17 protein-coding genes are annotated in these 22,772 nt (G+C 31.5%); 12 read left to right on the top strand and 5 right to left on the bottom strand.

Annotated features, from left to right (window positions below):
* Positions 1–1,503: 1,503 nt before the first annotated feature.
* Positions 1,504–1,698 (bottom strand): hypothetical protein, encoded by a 195-nt coding sequence (locus tag B2217_RS11145; protein ID WP_291093348.1) that lies wholly within the window; start codon positions 1,696–1,698, stop codon positions 1,504–1,506.
* A gap of 492 nt (positions 1,699–2,190) precedes the next feature.
* On the opposite strand from B2217_RS11145, the gene B2217_RS11140 reads away from it, so the two are divergent.
* The 3 genes from B2217_RS11140 (at position 2,191) to B2217_RS11130 (ending at position 5,972) form a co-directional block, all read left to right on the top strand.
* Positions 2,191–2,595, top strand: coding sequence for a DUF5675 family protein (locus tag B2217_RS11140; RefSeq protein ID WP_180904520.1), 405 nt, complete (start codon positions 2,191–2,193; stop codon positions 2,593–2,595).
* On the top strand, positions 2,592–2,840 hold the full coding sequence (locus B2217_RS11135; RefSeq protein ID WP_180904519.1) for a hypothetical protein: 249 nt from the start codon (positions 2,592–2,594) through the stop codon (positions 2,838–2,840). Before B2217_RS11140 ends, B2217_RS11135 begins: the two co-directional genes overlap by 4 nt.
* Before the next feature lie 513 nt (positions 2,841–3,353).
* Positions 3,354–5,972 carry a copper-transporting P-type ATPase gene (locus tag B2217_RS11130; RefSeq protein WP_291122575.1) on the top strand — a complete coding sequence of 873 codons (2,619 nt, stop codon included), beginning with the start codon at positions 3,354–3,356 and terminating at the stop codon, positions 5,970–5,972.
* A gap of 274 nt (positions 5,973–6,246) precedes the next feature.
* Here the strand turns inward: B2217_RS11130 and B2217_RS11125 are convergent, their stop codons facing one another.
* Entirely contained in the window at positions 6,247–8,580 is a 2,334-nt protein-coding gene (locus B2217_RS11125) for a TonB-dependent receptor (protein WP_291122573.1), read from the bottom strand.
* Positions 8,581–9,062: 482 nt separating this feature from the next.
* Between B2217_RS11125 and B2217_RS11120 the strand changes: the two genes are divergently transcribed.
* Both B2217_RS11120 and B2217_RS11115 read left to right on the top strand, forming a co-directional pair.
* Positions 9,063–9,908 carry a hypothetical protein gene (locus tag B2217_RS11120; protein WP_180904516.1) on the top strand — a complete coding sequence of 282 codons (846 nt, stop codon included), beginning with the start codon at positions 9,063–9,065 and terminating at the stop codon, positions 9,906–9,908.
* Between the two features lie 60 nt (positions 9,909–9,968).
* Positions 9,969–10,850: a hypothetical protein gene (locus B2217_RS11115; RefSeq protein WP_180904515.1), complete on the top strand. Its 882-nt coding sequence runs from the start codon at positions 9,969–9,971 to the stop codon at positions 10,848–10,850.
* A gap of 162 nt (positions 10,851–11,012) precedes the next feature.
* Here B2217_RS11115 and B2217_RS11110 read toward each other — a convergent pair whose 3' ends face one another.
* Positions 11,013–12,563 (bottom strand): tetratricopeptide repeat protein, encoded by a 1,551-nt coding sequence (locus tag B2217_RS11110; protein WP_180904514.1) that lies wholly within the window; start codon positions 12,561–12,563, stop codon positions 11,013–11,015.
* Positions 12,564–12,862: 299 nt separating this feature from the next.
* On the opposite strand from B2217_RS11110, the gene B2217_RS11105 reads away from it, so the two are divergent.
* The 4 genes from B2217_RS11105 (at position 12,863) to B2217_RS11090 (ending at position 15,513) form a co-directional block, all read left to right on the top strand.
* A complete protein-coding gene (locus tag B2217_RS11105) occupies positions 12,863–14,230 on the top strand; it encodes a hypothetical protein (protein WP_180904513.1) in 1,368 nt (455 codons plus the stop codon).
* Between the two features lie 5 nt (positions 14,231–14,235).
* Positions 14,236–14,655: a helix-turn-helix domain-containing protein gene (locus B2217_RS11100; protein ID WP_180904512.1), complete on the top strand. Its 420-nt coding sequence runs from the start codon at positions 14,236–14,238 to the stop codon at positions 14,653–14,655.
* The gene (locus B2217_RS11095) at positions 14,631–14,966 is read left to right on the top strand and encodes a helix-turn-helix domain-containing protein (protein WP_180904511.1); all 336 of its coding nucleotides are present in this window, start codon (positions 14,631–14,633) and stop codon (positions 14,964–14,966) included. Before B2217_RS11100 ends, B2217_RS11095 begins: the two co-directional genes overlap by 25 nt.
* Before the next feature lie 91 nt (positions 14,967–15,057).
* Positions 15,058–15,513, top strand: a complete 456-nt coding sequence (locus B2217_RS11090) for a DUF4442 domain-containing protein (RefSeq protein ID WP_180904510.1) — start codon at positions 15,058–15,060, stop codon at positions 15,511–15,513.
* Positions 15,514–15,530: 17 nt separating this feature from the next.
* Here B2217_RS11090 and B2217_RS11085 read toward each other — a convergent pair whose 3' ends face one another.
* Positions 15,531–17,012, bottom strand: a complete 1,482-nt coding sequence (locus tag B2217_RS11085; protein ID WP_180904509.1) for a PLP-dependent aminotransferase family protein — start codon at positions 17,010–17,012, stop codon at positions 15,531–15,533.
* A gap of 87 nt (positions 17,013–17,099) precedes the next feature.
* Between B2217_RS11085 and B2217_RS11080 the strand changes: the two genes are divergently transcribed.
* Both B2217_RS11080 and B2217_RS11075 read left to right on the top strand, forming a co-directional pair.
* On the top strand, positions 17,100–18,959 hold the full coding sequence (locus tag B2217_RS11080) for a TonB-dependent receptor plug domain-containing protein (protein ID WP_180904508.1): 1,860 nt from the start codon (positions 17,100–17,102) through the stop codon (positions 18,957–18,959).
* Positions 18,960–19,085: 126 nt separating this feature from the next.
* Positions 19,086–20,072, top strand: coding sequence for a lipoate--protein ligase (locus B2217_RS11075; RefSeq protein ID WP_180904507.1), 987 nt, complete (start codon positions 19,086–19,088; stop codon positions 20,070–20,072).
* Between the two features lie 38 nt (positions 20,073–20,110).
* Here the strand turns inward: B2217_RS11075 and B2217_RS11070 are convergent, their stop codons facing one another.
* A complete protein-coding gene (locus tag B2217_RS11070; protein WP_180904506.1) occupies positions 20,111–21,049 on the bottom strand; it encodes a hypothetical protein in 939 nt (312 codons plus the stop codon).
* 616 nt (positions 21,050–21,665) lie between these two features.
* On the opposite strand from B2217_RS11070, the gene B2217_RS11065 reads away from it, so the two are divergent.
* Positions 21,666–22,697, top strand: coding sequence for a pirin family protein (locus tag B2217_RS11065; protein ID WP_180904505.1), 1,032 nt, complete (start codon positions 21,666–21,668; stop codon positions 22,695–22,697).
* The last annotated feature ends 75 nt before the right edge of the window (positions 22,698–22,772 follow it).

Genomic DNA, 22,772 nt, shown 5'->3' with positions numbered 1-22,772 from the left:
GACGCAAAAACGAACCAAAAACGTCAAGTCTGTGCTTACAAGTCGGTCAATAACGACTATTCGCTAAATGCTTTAAATCATTCGCATGTAAAATGCGAACAGTAAATCATTTTTAACGCTCTTTACGCCGAATTGACGCTCGACTTTTCAGCAATGACGGTTTTGGAATTCGTTGTTAAAAATGAATTTGAATATTAAAAAAAGAGTTAAAAATCCGACGATTTAGAATCGAAATGCAATTCAACTCTAAATTATTGGAATAAAAAAGTTGGAGTGTCTGAGTGGAGCGAGTTGCCAACTTTATGGAAATAATTTATTTAGTTGAATCATTGAGAGACTACTGTCGGCATCTTTTTTTGTTTCGTTTTTTTGGATGAGCAAAAAAATGAAAAGAAGAGATTCTTCGACAGGCTCAGAATGACAAAGTCCGTAATACTTAATAAAACCTATGTTTCTATTGTGGTTAAAGATAGAATTGATAACAAAACGTTAAGCGTATAACGTAAAATATAACAAAAAACCCCTTTCCCAAAAACNNCTCCTTTTAATTTCAAATTCTTAATTTCAAATGTTTTTTTGGATGAGCTACCTGAAGACATATGAATACCGATAATTAGAATACATAAGCTATGAATAAAAAAAGTGACAAAAGATTTCTCGATACCTCGAAATGACATATTGAATGTGATTCTGAGACAAGCTAAGAATGACAAAATCCGTAAAACGTTAAGCCTAGAACATAAACGTAACAAAAACCTATGTTTTTATTGTGGTTAGAGAAATTAAGTGTTAAAAAGTGTTAAATTCCTGTATCGGTGTATATCGAAAATGACACTTTTCTGTATCGGTTGTGTATCCGCTCTGTATCCATTCTGTATCCATTGTATATCCGTTCTGTATGGTTTGTTCGGTGTTCGTGTATCGATATGTAGATATTAGTATTGAGATATTAGAATTGTATTATGTAGTATGTAAAATGTACAAAGTAGATGTTAGAGATGAGATATTAGTATTGAGAGAGGAGGTGAAATGCGAACATTTTTAGTAGAGAGGTTTACAGCCTTGTCTTTTTGGTTACTTTTTAGTCAAGTAAAAAGTGACATTAAAAAAAAGGAATACCTGAGCCACACAGTGGCTCCTCCTCTTAATCTCAAATGTTGTTAAAAGAGAATTTGAATTAAAAAAGAGAAATAAACTATTTATTTCTCTTTTGTTATTTATTTGACTAAATGTGTTAGAATACCTCTGATAATATCGTGTTGTAAGTAAAGGTTTCGCTTGCCTACTTGATACACGTTAAAATACTTTTTTAAGCAATACCTTCGTAAGGTGGATTTTGAAATTTGTAATAAGGTTGTTACTTGATGTTCTTCCATTAAAATGGAATCGCTGAATTGGATAATATTATTTTTCCAATCTTGTTCTAATTCATCTATTTTTTTGATAATAGAATTGAACCATTGAACCGAGAATATAGTTTTATCGTTCATAATTTTTTTGTTTTTAAATTGATTCTTGAAAATCGAGGGGATTAATGTTGTATACCTCACAGAATTCCCTTAGACTTAACATGTCTTCTTTTGATTTACCAACAGTGTTTTTGGCTTTTTGTAATAAACGAAGACTTTGTCTATAACTTCTTCCTGTAGCATTTTGTATGTCTTTTGCATAAATGATAATTCGTTTGTTTTTTTTCATATTTCATTTTTTTTTAGTTGTCGAATTAAATTAAATAGAACTTAATAGCTTGTTGTTCCTGATGGTTTTATTTGTTTAGTTTTTTTAGAAAATGATCTATTTTTCTAAAAATAATTGTTGTTGTATGACAAAAATGTATAAAAATGTTTTTCATTGATTATAAAAGACATATGGTTTGAAGTGATTTGTTTAATATGGAAATAGATTAGAATTTTATGAAAAGTTTATGCAGAAGTGGATGGGCGATTATTAAAATATCTAATGATATCTGTTGTTCCTTTTGAATTAAAATTTGTGAGTTCGAGTTATTTTTTGAAATTATACTTCGATAAACTCAGAACAAGCTTGAGAGAAATTTTACTCAAAATATATTTTTATTTATTAAAACCTTATTCTCGATACGAAATTCTATCAGAATTCCACTCGAATTGACGGTTTTATCAATTAAATAATCAAAATGAATAACCAGATAACAACTAAAAAAAATAGAAAATGGATTTAGTTTTAAAAAGAAAGTATTTATCTGACGGAACCAATGGACAACTTTGGTTACAGCAACAACTGATTTGCATGACAATTGAATTACCATGGAATGATAATTTGAAACGTAAATCATGTATTCCAGAAGGTAAATATCCACTTAAAAAACGTTTCAGTCAACGTTTTGGGTGGCATGTATGGATCGATTTGGTTCCGAATCGATCGTTAATTTTGTTTCATCCAGCGAATGATGCACTGAAGGAGCTGAATGGATGTATAGCTCCTGTTACTTCTCTGCAAGGAGAAGGAAAAGGTATTGACTCTCGTAAAGCATTTGAACGATTGAAAATGGTTGTTTATGAGTATTTACAGAGAGGTGAAGAGGTTTTTTTACACATTCAAAAACAAACGCTATGAATATAGTTGAACGTTTGCAATTACCAACACCCAAATTATTTCAACATATCCGAACAATAGGATTAGTCGCTGCCAGTATAGGTGGTGTATTGATTGCCGCTCCTGTTGTATTACCAACATTATTGGTACAGTTAGGTGGATATTTGGTTGTTACTGGTGGTGTTTTAACGGCTGTAAGTCAATTAACGGTTGATCATGATGCTGTTGATGAATCCGATTCCGCCACACGATCACACAAAATATAGTGTGATTTGCGGAACAATGTGCGGTATGTATGCAAGTATACAATGGCAAGATGTTATTTCAACAATTTTACTTTCGCTTGTAGGAGCGTTAAGTAGTTTTTGTTTATCGTTGCTGTTGCAGAAATTCAAAAATGAAAATTTGTTTTAATCTTTAGAGGCTACCCAAGTAATGGGTAGTTTTTTGTTGGGTAAAAAGTAGATATTAGTATTGAGACGGCTGTGAAATGTACAATGTAAAAATTATGATTTACAATGTTTTAGATGCTAAATAACGAATTATCAAGCTGATTTCATTTTATATGAATACAGAAAATAAAAATAGATAAGAGGTATTAAGGGTAATAATGAATCTGTAAATTATATACATTGTCTTCTAAATTGTGTAATCTTTTGATATAAAGTTATATGAAATTTGTAGAATAATATTTGTAAATTTAAGTGGAGTAAATCGCTCTTCATGTTGATAGAAGTACGATTGAAACACTAAAATCATCTAAAAAAAACTTTTTTTCTATGAAATATACTTGTCCCATGCATCCAGAGATTGCAAGTAATGAAGCTGGAAAATGTCCAAAATGCGGAATGTTTTTGATAGAAATTCCTGAAAATTCAGAAACACCAACAGCTGAAGTTCAATCAGCACAGGATTCAGAATCAAGTTCGCATAAAACAATGGAAAGTGATGCAGCTGAATACTATTGTCCGATGTATTGTGAAGGGGATAAGACCTACAATAAACAAGGTGATTGTCCGGTTTGTGGGATGCATTTGGTAAAAAAGGAAAAAGAGAATTCGGAAACGAAACCCAATGATAATCACGCTTCGTGTTCACATAAAACAGAAGAAATTAAAGAAACGTCAAAGCATGATCACGCGAGTTGTTCGCATGGTCAAGTTAAAGCACCTTTTGCAGCACTTCCTAAGAAAACAACTACTGGCGATGTGTATTATTGTCCGATGCATTGTGAAGGGGATAAAACCTACGATAAACCTGGTAACTGTCCGGTTTGTGGAATGCATTTAATAAAAGAAGAAAAATTGAGTTTAGCAAACGAATATACGTGTCCGATGCACCCCGAAATCATCAAAGATCAACCTGGTTTTTGCCCGATATGTGGGATGGATTTGATTCCTGTTGTACAAACCGATTCGGCTGATGATGTTTATCATCATACCCGAAAAATGTTTTGGATTTCTATGGTATTAACTGTTCCTATTTTTGTATTGGCAATGGGTGAAATGCTTCCAGGTAATCCAATTGGTAAAATTGTAAGTCCACAAGTATCAGCCTATATTCAGTTTGCGTTATGTTTACCAATTGTTTTTTATACATGTTGGTCATTTTTTCAACGTGCTTGGGTTTCTTTCAAAACATGGAATCTTAATATGTTTAGTTTAATTGGGTTGGGTGCTGGTGCAGGCTTTTTGTATTCGGTAGTGGGTTTATTTTTCCCATCTTTATTTCCTGCTGAGTTCAAAACGCATCATGGTCAGGTAGCTTTGTATTTTGAGTCGGTAGCGGTAATTTTAACTTTGGTGATGTTAGGACAAATGTTGGAAGCCAAAGCGCATTCTAAAACGAATTCTGCTTTAAAAGAGTTGATTAAATTATCTCCGAACGAAGCTTTTAGAATCGTTAATGGAAAAGAAGAAAAAGTAAGCATTGATCAGATTCAATTAAATGATATTTTACGTGTAAAACCAGGTGATAAAGTACCTGTAGATGGAATTGTGACCGAAGGTTTTGCAGATATTGACGAAAGTATGATTTCGGGAGAACCAATTCCTGTTTCAAAAACGATTGATGATGAAGTGGTGGCAGGAACCATCAACGGAAGTAAAATGTTCTTAATGAAGGCAACAAAAGTTGGAGGTGAAACTTTATTGGCTCAAATTATTGATATGGTCAATCAGGCAAGTAGAAGTCAGGCTCCAATTCAGAAAGTAGTCGATAAAATCTCCAAAATATTTGTTCCTACTGTGATGGTTATTGCGTTGATAACCTTTTTGGCATGGTGGATTTTTGGCAGCGAAAATCGTGTAGCTTTTGCCATTGCGAATGCATTGGCCGCGCTGATTGTGGCTTGTCCTTGTGCTCTTGGTTTGGCTACGCCTATGTCGGTGATGGTAGCAGTTGGTAAAGGTGCTAAAAATGGGGTTTTGGTGAAAAATGCTGAAGCTTTGGAACGATTGAATAACGTAACGACTTTAACAATTGACAAAACAGGAACGATTACTGAAGGAAAACCAGCGGTAGTGAATATTATTCCGTTTGAAGGATTGAATAAAAATGATGTCTTGCTATTGGCAGCAAGTATGAACCAAAACAGTGGACATCCATTGGCGCAATCTTTTGTTCATGCGGCAGAGAAAGAGAATTTAAACTTGCATTCTATTCGAAATTTTGAAGATATTGCTGGTAAAGGTGTGAAAGGAGAAGTGGATGGAAAAGAAGTGTATTTGGGTAATGAAGGGTTGATGACGTTTGCAGGTATGCAAGTGCCGAAAGTGGATAGTACGAATACGTTGTCTTTTTTGGGTGTAAATGGAAAAGTCTTGGCCGCGTTTGAAATTTCGGACGAAATAAAAGCATCGTCGAATGAAGCGATTCAAAAAATAAAAGAACAAAAAGTAGATGTGATGATGCTGACGGGTGATAATGAGCAAACGGCTCAGAAAGTAGCCAATGAAGTTGGTATAGCACATTTTAAAGCGAAAGTATTGCCGCAAGATAAATTGAATACTATTAAAGATTTGCAGAGTAAACAACAAGTGGTTGCGATGGCTGGTGATGGAATTAATGATGCACCTGCATTAGCACAAGCTGATGTATCGATTGCAATGGGAACAGGAACTGATGTTGCCATAGAAAGTGCAGATATTACTTTGTTGAAAGGTGATTTGATTGGTGTGTATAAAAGTATTGTATTAAGTCATAAAATGATGCGAAACATCAAAGAGAATTTAGTTTTTGCATTTATTTATAATGCATTAGGTATACCTGTTGCAGCAGGATTATTGTATCCTTTTTTCGGAATTTTATTATCTCCAATGGTAGCTGCTGCTGCGATGAGTTTGAGTTCGGTATCGGTGATATTAAATGCTGCTCGATTGAATAGAGCTAGGATTTAGATTTTAGATCTGAGAATTGAGATGTAAAAAGTATTATGTATTAAGTCTTTTGTGATGGATTTGGGAATGTGGAGTTAAGATTTTAAAACGAGTTCAAAATGACAAAATTTGTTATCAAACTAGAATTTGAAATTAAAAAGATAAACTCTAGTGGAGCTTGGGTAATATGTATAATGTTATGATGTAAAGATTAGATTTTTCGATCCCTCGAAATGATAATGAGATGAGAATTTAAAACCTCTATTAAATAACAGAGGTTTTAAACTATATAAGATTATAAATCGAGTTTCAATCCAAGACTAGCAGTGGTACCACTACCTTTTATATAATATCTTCCGTCATTAGTAGCGCCTCTAACTTCGGCATGAATAGGGTAGTAGTCGGCATTGAATAAATTGTTAAAAGAAAGATTAAATGTTATATTCTTTAGCTTATAGCTTGTATATAAATCACATATTGTATAACCAGAAATAGGGTATTTATCATAGTTATATTGTGATTTATCAAAAACATCACGACCTGATAAATTCGTTAACTGAAAAAATACATTCCATTGGTCTGTAATTTTAGTGTCTAAGTTGAAAGATAACTTAAGTGGTGTAAGGATAGAATTATCTAATTTATCTTTAAATTCTCCTTCATTCTTCAAATCTTGACGACCATCCATATATCCCATTATTCCACCAACTTTCAACCATTTTATTGGTTTTACATTAACTACGGCTTCTAAACCGTATATACGTTGTGGAACTTGTGATAATTGATAATTTCCAGGAGCTCCAATTTCGGCGAAAGTTGTTCCGCGATCTGATGTGCTGTAATATCCTGTAAGTTGATAGTCTAATTTCCAGAAATTACCACTTATTCCAGCTTCGTAATTATTAACAGAGACTGGTTTAGGATCAATTGCATCTAAAGCAACATTATTTCGTAATACTAAACCGATATCTCCAATAGAATATCCTTGCGAAAAACTAACGAAAGGTTGTAAATAGCTAAGTTTATTATATCTGGCTGCGATATTGAAAACGAGTGCATTTGAATTATTTTTATCACCGGGTGTAAATTTATTTGCTTTAGTTAAATCACCAACTTTAAATCCTAAAAACTCATGACGTATTCCTGCTTTTACAATCCAGCGTTCGGCCAAGTTAAATTTTGATTGAATGTAATAAGCAAAACTATTTAAATCCATATCAGGAGTAACATGGCTTTTGTCTAATCCTAATTGAACGGCATGATCTTTCAGAAAATCAACCCCATAAATTAAGGTTACTTTACCTGCTTTTCCTAATTCAAAAGGTGTTGTAAAGTTTAAACGTGCTCCTTTATGATCAGAATAAATTTGATTATAGGTTTCGAAAACGGAATTCATATCTTCGTAATAAAGGACTGCATTTGCACTTGTTTTTCCAAATTCACCATCATAACGTAAACTTACATTTTTACTATACGGAGTACCTCCATTTGCAGGATTATCAGTAAGAACTGCTATCGAAGGACTTTCTCCAAAAATACCTTTTGTTCCTTCATACTTACTATCTTGCATACTACGGTAATAATTTCCCATTAACTCGATATGGTGATTGTCACTTATCTGGTATCCAATTTTAAGCAAGGCATTATAACTTTTAGTTTCTCCTATACCATAAAATGGACTATTTATTTCACCATCGGCCGATCTAACCACTCCTGTATTCGCTATTTTGCCTTGAAGCAAATAAGTAAATTTATCTAATTTTCCTGAAAATACTTGTGAAATATTATATCCAAAAGTTTCCTTAGGATTGACTAAGCTTAATGTATTATTGAAATAAGTTGACGAATTAATTTTCTTCTTGTTATTTGCTTTTTTTGTAATGTAATTTACAATTCCACCTGCAGCACCATTTCCGTACATAGAAGACGCGCCTTGTATGACTTCTATATGGTCAATAGCAGAAGCATCTATTGATCTTAAATCTCGACCTCCATTTCGTAAAGGTGTAGATTGTGGAATACCATCGATTAACACAAGAAAATTACGACCTCTAATTTTACCAATAAAATTATTTTGACTTTCTTCACTAGGAGAAATACTAGGAACTTTTTGCATCAAAATATTGGGTAAATTATCATTAATTTGGGATTGTATCTGCATGTCTTTAGCAGAAATATATGTTAATGTAGAAGGAACTTCGTCAATACTTTCGGGCATTCTACTGGCAGTTACAACGACTTCTTTTAACTGATTATCTGTTTTTAATACAATTGATAATGTTGCATTTGTTTGATCAGTAATTGTAACGTCCTGAATTATTTCGTTGTAATTGAAATGATTGATTGTTAGTTCATAAGTTCCTTTTTCAATATCTGTAAAGACAAAAGTTCCATCCGAACTGGTTTTTGTTTTCATTCCATTAGATAACGAAACATAGGCATCTGCAATAGGAGATCCGTCCTCTGTTACTACATAACCATGAATCTCACCTGTTTCTTGGTCATAATTTATTGTGTTTTCCCAATATATTTCGTTTAGATTAGTAACTTTTGCATCAACTTGATTGACCATTAGTACAAGTAAGAATGCTTTTCCTACTGTTTTTAACGAGTAATATTTTTTTCTCATGTGTTCTATTGAGTAAATATTATTTATTTAGACTAATTATTAATAAGTCAAAAATAAATAAATCTCAAAAAACAATGAAGGATTAAACGGTTTATTTTGATTCTATTTGGAGGAGAACTTTTTAAATCAGTAGAATTCTTTTCTCTAATTCATCAAGCTATATTTTTTGATGTATGATCTATTGAGTAAAATGCATTATGTGCAACAAAATATTGATTGGATTTTGAAGAGAAATTTCATTCATTTTCCAATCAAATTAGGATGACTGACTAAAATTTAATGATTATAAATTAATATTTTACGAGTAAAATTAGTTTAATTAATCGTTTAAAGATTTAAATTTACAGACCGAAAACTTTTTACTAACCCAAATTCTTATTTTCTATTTAGACTACGTCTCTAAATTTTTGCAAGTACTACGCTAAATTTTAATTGAATTATACTTCAATTATCATAAATAATCTTAATGCAAATTATTTAAAATGAAAAAAATACTCTTTACTCTTTACATGTTATTTAGTTTTATTACCACCATTGCTCAAGTTGGAATTAATACCTTAACACCCAATTCAACTCTTTCTATAGAAGGTTCTATTGAAAAGGGCTATAGTGAAACTAAAACTAGTTTAACACTTAATAATTCTAACTATTATGTAAGTTATACAGGTACTGAAGCAGGAATCCTGACATTACCCGTTATAGGAAACGACGCAACAGCTTATACAGGAAGACTGTATAAGATTAAGAACTTATCAAATTATAATTTGACCGTTATTCCTTCTTCTGGCAATACTATAAGAAGTGAGAATGTACCTGTAGCTTCCTTTCTTCTTTCACCAGGAGCATATATAGAAATAATAAACAATGCAAATACTTCTAATGGTACATGGGATTTATCTTTTTTAGGAGAATCTATCTCTAGTAATGTAGAAGTTTATGGTAATCAACTCTATATACCTCCTCATGCTACGTTTACTGCTGATTTTGCTTCGCATAACAATTCTTCATACGATTCTAAAGACAAAGATTGGTGGGTAATTAGTAAAACTTCAACTGCATCAGTAGCTAATCAAACAACAGCCCGAATGGTGATCGTGTATGAATATCAAGGAAAACCTTTTGAACTTGATAATATGTATTGTATTTTGTCAACAGGCAATAACAGTAATCTTCCAGATATTTTTACCCCATCTTTTGTTTCTTTAAAAAATGATGGAACTGATGGAAAAACAAGATTAAGTATTTCTGTAGCTAGAATCGATAATCAGGTGAATTCATGGCAAGAGACCTTTCTCTTAAATTTTTTATTAGCAAAAAAAACATATTAAACAATATAAAGGAATCTTTAGATTCTATCAACACTACCAATTATTTCTAAAATAATAAAAATGAAAAAAATTATCTTATTCACTACATCTATTTTATTTCCTAGCGTTTTTTTATTTTCTCAAGTAGGGATAAACACACAAAGTCCAAATTCTACATTATCTATTGAAGGTTCTTTTGAAGCAAATTATCGCGAAGTAAAAACGACAACCACATTAACCAATTTAGACTATTATGTTAGCTATACAGGGAATACTATTGCAACTTTTACACTTCCTGTAGTAGAAAGTGGTACAAAATCATTTTCTGGGAGAATTTACAAAATAAAAAATTTATCTACGAATAATCTCACGTTAACAGCTGCTACAGGAAATACGTTAAGAAGTACAAGTATAGCTATTGATAACTTTATTATTCCGCTTGGATGCTTTGTTGAGGTTGTAAATAATACAAATACTTCTGGTGGAACTTGGGACCTTTCTTTCATTGGTAAACCAGTCAATACAAATGTGGAAATATATGGAACACATTTATACATTCCTCCGCATGGAAGCTCAGTTGCCTCTAGTACTGATAAAGCTGATTTTACAAATCATGCGATAACAAAATATGATACTCCATCTACAAATACTGATGCTGGATGGTGGCTTGTGAATAAAACATCTACAAGCGTAAATACATCTAGCAAAACAAATAGTAGAATGTTATTGGTCTATGAATATCGAGGAAAAGCTTTCAATATTGATAATATGTATCCTATTATTACCGCTGGGAATGATCAAAGTTACCCAGATGTTTTTACTCCATCTTTTGTTAAATTAGAAAATGTAAATAATAAAACTAGGTTAACTATTTCTGTTCGACGCTCTGATGATTATTCGAGCTCTAGTAATTGGGCTGGGACTTTCTTGATGAATATCTTATTAGCTAGAAAAACAAATTAAGATTTATCGTAATACCAATAAAAAGCATCTATATCTTCTGATATAGATGCTTTAAGTTATTAATAATCTGTATTCTGTTCATTATTTGGATTAATTGAAATACGTATGATTATTTTTTTCCTTGATTGAACAAGTGTACACTTGTTTTGCTGATAAGATTAATTAGTTCAAGTTTCGAATAAAGGTGTCTAAATCAATCTCTTTTGATAAATTGAGTTTTTGTTTTAAGCGGTATTTAGTTACACTCACTGTTTTAGGATCTACACTGAGAATAGATGCAATCTGAGAATTATCCATATTCATGTAGATATATGCTGCGTATTTGATATCGAGATTGGTTAATTTAGTTGTCGTCATCTCATTTAATTTCTTGAAAAAATTAGGATGCACTTCTTTTACAATATCATGAATATTGGTTAAATCTTTATCAATAATTAGTTCGTTTTTTAAGTAATTGTTCAAATTAAATTCTTGATTTTTTTTTAAATTTTCTTTTAATTCTTCTAAAAATTTATTCTTTTGTTCTAATTGAATCGTTGTTGCCAAAACTTGTTTCTGATAATGTTCTTGTTTTAAATCAGAAATCTCTTTCTCCATTTTTAGTTTTTGCTTTTCTGATTCGAGTAATTTAGTTTTTTGTTTGGCTTGTTTTTTATGGTTGTAAATTATATAAACTAATAAAACGATACTAAAAGTTGTAATAACAATTAATAAAAGGTAATATTTTCTTTTCTGCTCATAGGTTTTCTGTAATGCTAATTTCTCATCATTATATATCAGAGAAGACGCATTATATACTGTTTCGTTATTTAACCTATTGTTTAATTTAGTGCTTAATTTTTTTTCGAAATAATAGACCGAACTATCCGTTTTGTTGAGTTTTGCATATGCCATCCCTAGTAATTCATCTGAAGTATAAAAAGTTGTACTTGAATTATTTTTTAAAGTATTGATAGCTTTTTGATATTCATTTGTTTTGATGTAATACAAACCTTTTACTCCACTTAAACCTCCTTTAATTGTCAAATACATACGTTTTTCTTGAATAAAATGAATATTGTTTTCAGCAATATTCAGGTATTTTTGAGCGGAATCGATTTTATTCGTTATGAGATAAATCTCTGCAATATTAATACTTGTACCTACTTTATGCATTGTATCTAAGGAATTAAAATTTTTATAATAATTTGATAATGCGTAGTCGTATTTTTCAAGAAGGAAGTTAATATTCGCAATATTAATATTAGATCTGTCAATATATTTTTTGGCTTCCTTTTTCCTTTTTAATTTTTCTGCATATTCTATTACTTTTCTGAATTTTTTTTCAGCTTCATCATAGGAATGTGCTTGAAATAAAATAAGTGCTTTTAAGAATGTAATTTTAACCATTAATTCTGGATTGTCTTGAGCATTTTGTTCAGCTAAGAAAATATATTGGCTTCCTTCATAAGGCATAGATAATTCGTAATAACAATTGGCAGCTTGTAAATAAGCTTCTGATAAACCTTTTGTATAATTTACTTCTTTTCCTTTTTCTATAATTTTCTTGTAAGACGTAAGTGCCTTATTTATTTCTCCTTTTTCATACAACTCTTTTGCTTGATTATTTAAGTTATCGATTTCAGCTATAGAATTGGGTTTATTTTTAATGTCTTGTCCAGATAATAAAATTGATTGTATTAAAACAAAAATAAAAAATAGGTATTTATGCATGTTGATTGGTTTTAACAGGTAGGTATTAGTACGAGAGTATTACAAATATAGTAATAAGTAAAAACTTCATTCATTTTATTTCTTTTTAAAAATATTATTTAAATAATTGGTATATAATTAAATACAATTATTTGTATAGATAATGTATAGGTGGTTTTTTGCTTTGTATAGGTTTTATAGTTGTAAAAATGCAGTGCGAAATTTTTTGAAAATTGAATTTTGTCAAAAGAAAATGATCAACCAAAAATCAATCTATTCTACTCCTTTAGAAATTTCAAAAACAATCAAAATTAAAACCTATGATTAAAAAATTATTTACAATTTCATTAGTACTTATTTCTATTTCGTCTTATTCACAAGTAGGAATTAATACATCAAATCCGCAAGGATTATTGAATGTTGATGGTAAATCATCAACCGCAACTACAAATCCTTTGACAGGAACTCCGACTCCTAAACAAATGGAAGATGATTTTATTGTGACACAATCTGGCGCAACAGGCATAGGAACTACACCTAATCCATATGCGATGCTTGATATTTCATCTAAAAATAAAGGAATGCTGGTCCCAAGAGTTGATTTAACTTCAAATACAATGGATCTTAATTCAGATGGAGATAATGATATTTCTAATCAACCTCAAGGATTATTTATTTATAATACAGGAGCGACTATTCCGAAAGGTTATTACTTTTGGAATGGAAATGAATGGAGAAGCATTGAAGATAATACTTCTGTAAAAGGATCTGCAACAGTAAATTGTATTGCTTCTACAATTGATCCTTCTCAATCTATTGATGGGAATACTCCAAAGCCCATTATTTCAGGAAGTATAATTAAAGTGCCTTATTCTGGAGGTAATGGAGGTAAGTTTGTAGGGGCTTCATTTACTTCGGTTGGTAATCCAAACATTACTGCAACTATAGCCGATGGTAAATTGGAACATGGTTCTGGGTATCTTGTTTTTGCCATTCAAGGGATGCCCAATGCATCACAATCTTCACCAATTGGAATTTCATTTGATTTAACTCCGTTTTTTGCAGCAAATACAGATATAAAAGGTTGTAAAGATGTAACTGTTGGTACCCAAGTAAATGCAGATTACAAAATTGTAGCTGTGATGGATTATATGAAGTTTGTAACAGATCCAGATACTGGCACTAAAGGATTTACTGTGGATGCGACTACTCCAGATGGACTTTATACGATAAAAGTCTTTATGAGACATTCACTTCAGACTGCAGCTGCAACATCCACTAATAATACAACTTCTACTGCTAGTGGTGTTGAGAATAATGTCTTATTAAGAAATAACAGTAATGAAGGTAAAGTACTTATGTGGAATTATTCAACTTTTTATGGAGGGCAAATAACTGATGCAGGAGGTAATTTAAAAGTTCCGTCTAAAACTCCAGGAGGAGGGACAGGAAATACATGGAGAACCTTGACACCTACAGGTTCTACAGGAGCGTGGGGAGACCAAGGAATCTACAATGCTAATAGTGGAGGTCCAGAATATAGATATTATTCGTGGATAGACACATCTTCTATAACAAAGGTTGCATACATAGTAACTGTTATGGCGGGTATGGATCCTACAGCTAACATTACTGATGTAACAAAACAAAAAGTTTTTATTCGTATAGAACAAATTACAGGACAATAATAAAAATGAACTACAAAGACTTTCATATAGGAAATCTAATTGAACTTTTGGTTGCAGAACGAGGTATTGACTTACCTCGTATCTGTAACTTTCTAAAATGTAATGAAACTGAAGTTTTGGAAATGTATCAATCAAAAAGTATCAATACAGATAATTTATTAAGATGGAGTAAACTCTTACAATATGATTTCTTTAGGCTTTATACTCAACATCTTATTTTATTTTCTCCAAAAAATTATGATTCAACGAAATCTGATGAATTATCAACAGTACCTCAATTCCGAAAAAATATTTATACAAAAGAGATCATAAATTTTATTTTAGAACGAATAGAAAAAGGTAAAATGACAAAAACTCAAGTTATCGAAGAATACAAAATACCCAAAACTACCTTATACAAATGGATCAACAAATACCAAAAATAACACCTAACTACAAACAAATATACTTTGATCTAGTGGTGGAGAAGTTTCCAACTAAATTAAAATTTGTGAAAAATTTTTTAGAAAAAGAAAGTTTTTCATCACTAGATATTATACGTGTAAACAAGATTATTTTTAATACTTCGTACAATATTGATCATGAAAATCAAAAACATAGAGCCTATGAAAAATCAGATATTATATATATGTTGAATTATCAAGAAGAGCATAAGTTATCCAATTCAACTGTTGCCAAACATTTTAAAGTAAGTAGAAATTCAATTAGTAAATGGAAAAAGATGTTGAATTTATAGGAATACTTAAAATCTGTTTTAATTATAGTTCTCTATTTCAAGATTTATTTTTATATTGGATTTTCAATAAAATCACAAGTATCATATAAATATGAACAAAGAACTTTTTAAAAATATATTGACAACTCAAATTCCGATTGCATGGATTGCGGGTGTTCGTTTGGAATCGTGGGAAGAAAATAAAGTTTCGACACGAGTAAAATATGGATTCCTTAATCAAAATCCATTCAAAAGTATGTTTTGGGCAGTGCAAGGAATGGCGGCAGAGTTTTCTTCAGGTTTGATGGCAAATGCTAAGATTTCGAAATCAGGAGAAGATATTTCGATGTTGGTTTTGGGAATGCAATCGAAGTATTTGAAAAAAGCTATTGGTAAAATTGTGTTTACTTGCGAAGATGGAGAAAAAATAGATGCGGCTATAAAAGAAGCGATTGAAACCAAGAAAGGTATATCACTAAATGTGACAAGTAGAGGCGTAGATGAAGAAGGAGATGTTGTTTCAGAATTTCAATTTACGTGGACATTCAAGTTGAGAGATAAAAAATAAAATATAAAAGCTGAAATTTATTCAGCTTTTTTTATGATTTCTTGTTTCAAAATTGAAATTACTTCATCTATTTCTTCAAAATTTAGATGAGCAAATCCAAGACGAATTCCAGTTTGATGTTGGGTTTGATATAAAATTGTTTGCGGAATAAACAATTCATTTTTTGCACAATTTCGTTTTAATTCCATCAAATTTATAGGTTGATTAAAATTAATCCAAACCGCTAAACCTCCATTTGGACTCGTAAAACTGATTAGATCGTTTAATTCCGTTTTTAATTTATGACAAAAATAATCACGGCGTTCTCGATAAGTTTTACGATGTTTTTTTAGAATTCGATTAATTTCACCTTCGCTAATCATTTCACCTAAAACTTGCTCGATAAATGGATCAACTTGCTGATCAAGAATAGACAAATGTTTCTTCGCTTCGAGAATTAGATTTTTCGGTGCGACAATAAATCCAATTCGATAACCTGGTGCAAGATAATGACCAAATTTTCCTGTGTAAACAACCATTCCATTTTGATCCGAACTTGCCAAAGGTAAAATAGGATGATTGCTGTAATGGAAATCAAAATCGTAATCATCTTCTACAATTGCAAACCCAAATTCCTGCGAAAGTTGCAGTAATTCAACTCTTCTTTGCGAACTTAGCGTAACCGTTGTTGGATAATGGTGATGGGGTGTAACATATACAATTCGTATTGGAAATTGCTCGCATAATTTTCTTAAATCATCGGTGTCAATTCCAAATTCATCCGTTTTTATTTGTTTGATTTTAGCAAATTGGGTCTGAAAAATCATGTTACTTTTATAATAACTTAAATTTGCGACAGCAACAACATCATTTTGTTTTAGTAGAATTTCAGCAATCAGAAAAAGTGAAATTTCTGAACTTCTCGTTACCAAAATATTCTCTTTCGAAATATGTAAACCTCGTGTCAAGTTGAGATAATTTGCTAAATTCTTTAAAAAGTACTCATTTTTGGACTGATTTACCTTCGAAATTGACGTTTTTCGTTTTAAAATAGCTGAATATAATTTAGCAGGAAGTTTTAGTTCTGCTAACCGATGATCGATTATTCCATCGGTTAAATATAATCGTTGATTAAAATTTTCGTATGGATTATCCAAAAGTATCGATTGTTCAAATTGAAAACCCGTTTTATCAGGATACAAATTGATTGAAAATTGTTTTGGAACAATGGTTTTTTGAAATTTTTGAGAAGTTTGACTTAACACATAACTTCCTTTATTTGGAACGATTTCTATCCAACCTTGAGCTTCAAGTTCCTGAAAACTATTGACAATTGTATTGCGATGAAGCGTTAAAATCTCACTTAATTGCCTCGTTCCAAGTAATTTTGTTCCAGTTGGAATATAGCCTAATTGTATAGCTTTAGCCAGTTGATTCGCTAATTGAAGATAAATCGGTGTATCCGAATTGCGTTCGATTTTGATAAAACTTTTGTATGGTATTTCAGCCGGACTATTCATTATCTGTAAACTGGTATATTATGATAGGTCGGAAAGGTACTACTTTCGCATCAGATTTAACTCAATTAATTAAATAATTAGTCAAAAATGAAGAAGATTACTATGGTATTGTGTTTAGCTGCACAAAGTATTTTTGCACAAAATGCGAATGATACCATTGCAATAGGTGAAGTTTCTATTTTAGATAACCGTCTGAATACGCCACTTTCTAAAGAAAATAGAAACATTTATGTGTTAAGTAAATCAGAAATAAACAAATTACCTGCACGTTCTTTACAGGATGTGTTGCAGTATGCATCTGGAATAGACTTGCGTCAACGAGGACCGTTTGGAACGCAAGCTGATATTTCGATGGATGGCGGAAGTTTTGAGCAAACATTGATTTTGTTGAATGGAGTAAAAATTATGGATCATCAAACGGCTCATAATGCGTTAAATCTTCCCATTCCTCTAGAAGCGATTGACAGAATTGAAGTGGTACGTGGTCCGGCTGCTCGTGTTTACGGAAATAATAGTTTGACAGGTGTTATTAATATTGTCACGCGTCAACCAAAGAAAACGGGCGTTTATGCGAATACCTATTTTGGAACAAATTTTAAGAAAGATACCGAAGATACAGGCGATACCTACACTAGTAGAGGTGTGCAGCTTGGTGCGAATTTGGCAAAAGAAACGCATCAACATCAGTTGTATGTGAGCCATGATTGGGGAAATGGATACCGATACAATACGGCTTACGAGAACAATAAATTATATTATCAAGGAAACTTTCAGTTTGATGATGCCAATAGTTTAGTTGCTTCGTATGGTTATGTAAAAAATGGATTTGGAGCAAATGGTTTTTATGCTTCACCGGGTGATAAAAATTCGAAAGAATTGATTGAAACAACATTAGTTAACATTCAATCTAAGCATCAATTATCGAATCGAATTACGTTAGCACCACGAGTGAGTTATCGTTACAATTTCGATGATTATCGCTATTATAAAAATGATTTGAGCAAAGCTCGTTCTCTGCATTATTCAAATTCTATTTCGGGAGAAGTGAATTCTACGTATCAATTGAATAAAGGGCAAATTGGAGTAGGAGCTGAATACCGAAATGAGCAAATTTCGTCCACAAGTATCAAAAATCATACTCGCGATAATATTGGATTTTATGCGGAATATAAAACGGATATTACACCAAAATTGAATGTAAATGTCGGAACGTATGTTAACTATAATTCGCAATATGGTTGGCAAGCATTTCCGGGAATTGATGCTAGTTATGCGGTAAATTCGAACTTGAAATTGATGGTAAATGCAGGGACAAGTCAGCGAATTCCTTCGTTTACAGATTTATATTTAGATCAGCGACCAGGAAATATAGGAAATGCAAATGTAGAATCTGAGAAGGCTTTTCAAACCGAAATTGGATTCAAATACAACAAGAGAAATTGGACGTTTAATGCCTATTATTTTTATCGTTCGATCACAGATTTTATCGATTGGGTACGTTTAACATCTAACGAACCTTGGGAAGCGCAAAACTTTGGAGACTTGAGAACGAATGGATTTAATACGAAGATTTCGTACTTAGCAAATCTTTCTGCGAATCAAAATTTGAAGTTTTCTTTGAGCTATTCTTATCTTGATCCTGAGTTTAAAAATGTGGATGATCAATACAATTCTAAATATAAAATAGAAAGTTTAAAACATCAGCTAATCAATACAATAGATTACACAATCGGAAGAACTACTTTAAGTTTTGCAAATCGTTATAATACACGTCAATCGTATAAATCTTATTGGATTACTGATGCAAGAATTAATCATTCATTCAAAAATAATTTGAGTATTTATTTTGATGCGCAAAACATTTTTAACACAACATATAACGAAGCTGGAGCAATTCCGTTACCAACAACTTGGATGAGTTTAGGAGTCAAATTTACAGGAATTTAGATGATGACAAACATTTAAAATTCTCTTTAATAGTTTATATTATAAATGCGGTGAGACAACTTTTTTAGGAAAGTTGTCTCTTTTTGATTCCATAAATTTCTTCCTAACTTTGCAAAAATAATTTGTATGATTATCATCGATTCGCCATCTCACGATGCGTATTTCAATATAGCTTTAGAAGAATATTTATTGTACCATTATCCAACGGAAGATATTTTTTTGTTGTACATCAATGCACCGTCAATAATTGTTGGGAAATTTCAGAATACATTGGCCGAAATTAATTTGGATTATGTGACCGAAAATAACATCAAAGTTGTTCGTCGTATGTCGGGTGGTGGAGCTGTTTATCACGATTTAGGGAATCTAAATTTTTCTTTCCATACCTTATTGGGACAGAATGATTTTATGGATTTTTCGACTTTTACAGAACCTGTAGTCAAATTATTAAACGATCTGAATGTTCCTGCAAAATTGGAGGGAAGAAACGATTTGTTGGTTGATGGTAAAAAGTTTAGTGGAAATGCGAAATTGGCTCGTAATGGCAAAATGATTCAACACGGAACGATCCTTTTTAATTCGGATATGTCTGTTTTAGGCGATGCATTAAAAATTAATCCCTTAAAATATGTGGATAAAGCCATAAAATCTAATCGCGCGCGTGTGATTAATTTGATTGAATATTTTCCAAATGAAATGACGACGGATGAACTGAAAGCTTTGTTGATTGATGAACTGTTAGCAACAAATGAAGGAGCAACAATTTATCATTTAACAACCGAAGATTTGAATGGTGTAGCGAAATTGATTGAAGAAAAATACCAAACATGGGATTGGAATTTTGGTTTTTCACCGAAATATAATTTCAAAAATGCGAAGAAAATTCCAGCAGGTTTTATCGAAGTTCATTTGGATGTTGAGCGAGGCGGAACAATAGAAAAAGCTAAAATATTTGGCGATTTCTTTGCTTCAGAACCGATAGAAGTATTAGAAAATAAACTAGTTGGTGTAAAACATAACGACAAAGAGATTGCAAAAGTTCTGAATTCTGTTGATGTAACAGATTATTTTGGAAAGGTTACAATAGACGAGATTTTAGAATTATTTCGATAAAATGATAAGCCAAATTTCTTAGGAAGTTTGGCTTATTTTTATAAAACTTCAATCAATAATCGTGCTCTGTCATAAGGCGTTTCCCAAAATCGTCTAATTGTTGTTACTAAGTTTTTTCGCTTTGTTAACGCATCATCATAGGAGTCTTCTGTGAAGATATCAACATCTGTTGATTCTACTGAAATCGAAATATTTTCAACTTGATCTTCGAAATAATTGTCATTTTTTAGTTCTCGTAAAACGTCTAAACAAAGTAAATCCAAAGCTTTTTTATTCGTTAAGTTAGATTCTTGTTTTAGAAAACTAAAATCCAATTTTCCTTGATATTTTGATGTTTTTGCATTAAACAAGTCATCATAATTGATGTTCTCAGAATCTGTTTTGGTTTTAAAATCATTGAAACTTCCACCAGAAACATTGTAATTTCCATTTTTATCGGTTGAAATTATAACAGAATACAATTGATCGTCATTTTCTGCTGCTTCATTAATTAGTGTATTCAAACTATCTATTAATGCAGTTGTAATTTCAGTTTTACGTTCTAACAAGACTTTAAATGAAGACTCAGTGTTTTGTAGCGCATCAAAATCTGGTAAATCGAACGTTGAAATGGCTTCATGTAACATCTGTTTAAAAGTGGTTTTAAGATCAATCAAAAGGTCATCTTCTAACAAATAAAGTTGTTGCGTTCCGGTATGTGTAACAATTAAATTTTCGGCATATTCATCACCAATTGCAATGAAATTAGTATGTCCAAGTTCTTGAATGAGTTCATTTTGCTCCACAAAATCATCTTCTTCATTAAAAATGCTCCAAAATACGTTTTCATTGAAACCGAAGTATTTAAGATATTCTTTGAAAAAATCGGGGATTTTAGAATTCAACTGATCTTCTAATTCATTGATTTTGACTTTTTCGAGTCCTAAATTATCTTCAAAATAGCCTTGTTTTTTTAATTTTTTGATTAATTCTTTCATCGTTTATAGTGTTTATTTAGTTATATTAGAGATCGTAGAAGAAAGTGAAATTTGTCTTGAGAGTTACTCAACCAAATAATTTTCATCAAACCAAACATCTTCATAACCCTTGCGATCAATGATAACCATCTATTGTTACATTCAAATAATCAAAATCATTGAATATTTCGATGTTTCGTGTTCCGTTTTTATCTGTAAATGTTCCTTGGCAAATTGGCATTTTATGTAATAGTATTGCTAATTTTTTTTGAAATAGAGATGATTTTCTTCATTCGATTTAATATTTTAAGGACTTTTAGATAATGTTATTGTTACCAAATAATATGGAACTTCATTACGATTTACATGAAATTATTTTATCCGTTTTCATTTGTCCGTTTTTAATTGAAAATTGATTGAATAAATATCCGAAATAATTCAATAATATTTATCCCTGATAATAGCGAATTTTTAGATGGATGAAATAATTATTAATGCCAAATTGACATCTTATTACATTGATTTGTAGAGGATTTGTCTTGAACTTAATTTGTTTTGTAATAACTGTCATATCAATGGGTTAATTGGTGATTTGGTTCACATTTTGAATACGTATTTGTACATTAAATCAATACATATGAAAGTTAAAAATATAAATAAAGTTGTAGGCCCAATGCCAATTCGTGATCCATTTATTTTAGGTGCATATCATTACGATTTGTATCCAAAAGGAAATGGAAAAATGGGGGTTGATGCCGAATTATTAAAAGGTAAAAACATTGGTCAAGATTTTGACAGAAATGCAGATTGGCGAATGTATCATGGCGAAACAATTCCAGGTTTTCCACATCATCCACATAGAGGTTTTGAAATTGCAACGATTGTAGAAGAAGGTTTTGCTGATCATTTTGATTCGAAAGGTTCAAAAGGTCGTTATGGAAATGGCGATGTGCAATTGATGAGTGCTGGTTCTGGCGTTTTGCATGGCGAAATGTTTCCGTTGTTGAATGATGAAACTGAAAATCCATTCCGATTATTTCAGATTTGGTTAAATATGCATTCGTCAGATAAATTAACAGAACCAACGTACAAAATGCTTTGGAGTGAAACGATTCCACAAAAAGATGTGAAAGACGAGGAGGGAAGAAACGTGAATGTTCGAGTGGTTTTGGGTGAATATGCAGGTGTAAAATCGCAAGATCCTTTAGCGCATTCGTGGGCGAGAAATCCAAAACATCATGTCGGAATTGCTTTATTGAATATGGATCCTAATGCTTCGTTTACGTTGCCAGCAGTTTCTGAAACGATGAATAGATTTGTGTTTTTTTATGATGGAGTAGATGTAATTTCGATTGATAATTACAAAATTCAGCAAAGACATTTAGCAGACTTGAATGGAAATGAGGAAATTATTATTCAAAATGGAAATTCGCAAGCTAAAGTTTTGATTTTAGAAGGTGAACCTATCAATGAGCCTGTAGCGGCTTATGGACCTTTTGTAATGAATACGGAGCAAGAAATTCGTGATGCTTTTGCAGAGTATCAAAAAACACAATTTGGTGGTTGGCCTTGGGGTGACAAAGAAACCGATATCGTAAATCCGAAAGAAGTGGGACGTTTTGCAAGTTATAATTTTGGAAAAGAGTTGGATGAACCAGCTTTGAAATAAGTTTTAAAAAAAATGATGATGTCAGAAGTTATTCTGACCTTTTTTATTGATTAGTATAAAGAATTTTATAGTTTC

This window comes from Empedobacter sp. UBA7620 (assembly GCF_002484185.1).
Classification (GTDB): domain Bacteria; phylum Bacteroidota; class Bacteroidia; order Flavobacteriales; family Weeksellaceae; genus Empedobacter; species Empedobacter falsenii_C.
The sequence above is the reverse complement of the archived record's forward strand: the minus strand, read 5'-3'. Positions and strand labels throughout refer to the sequence as shown.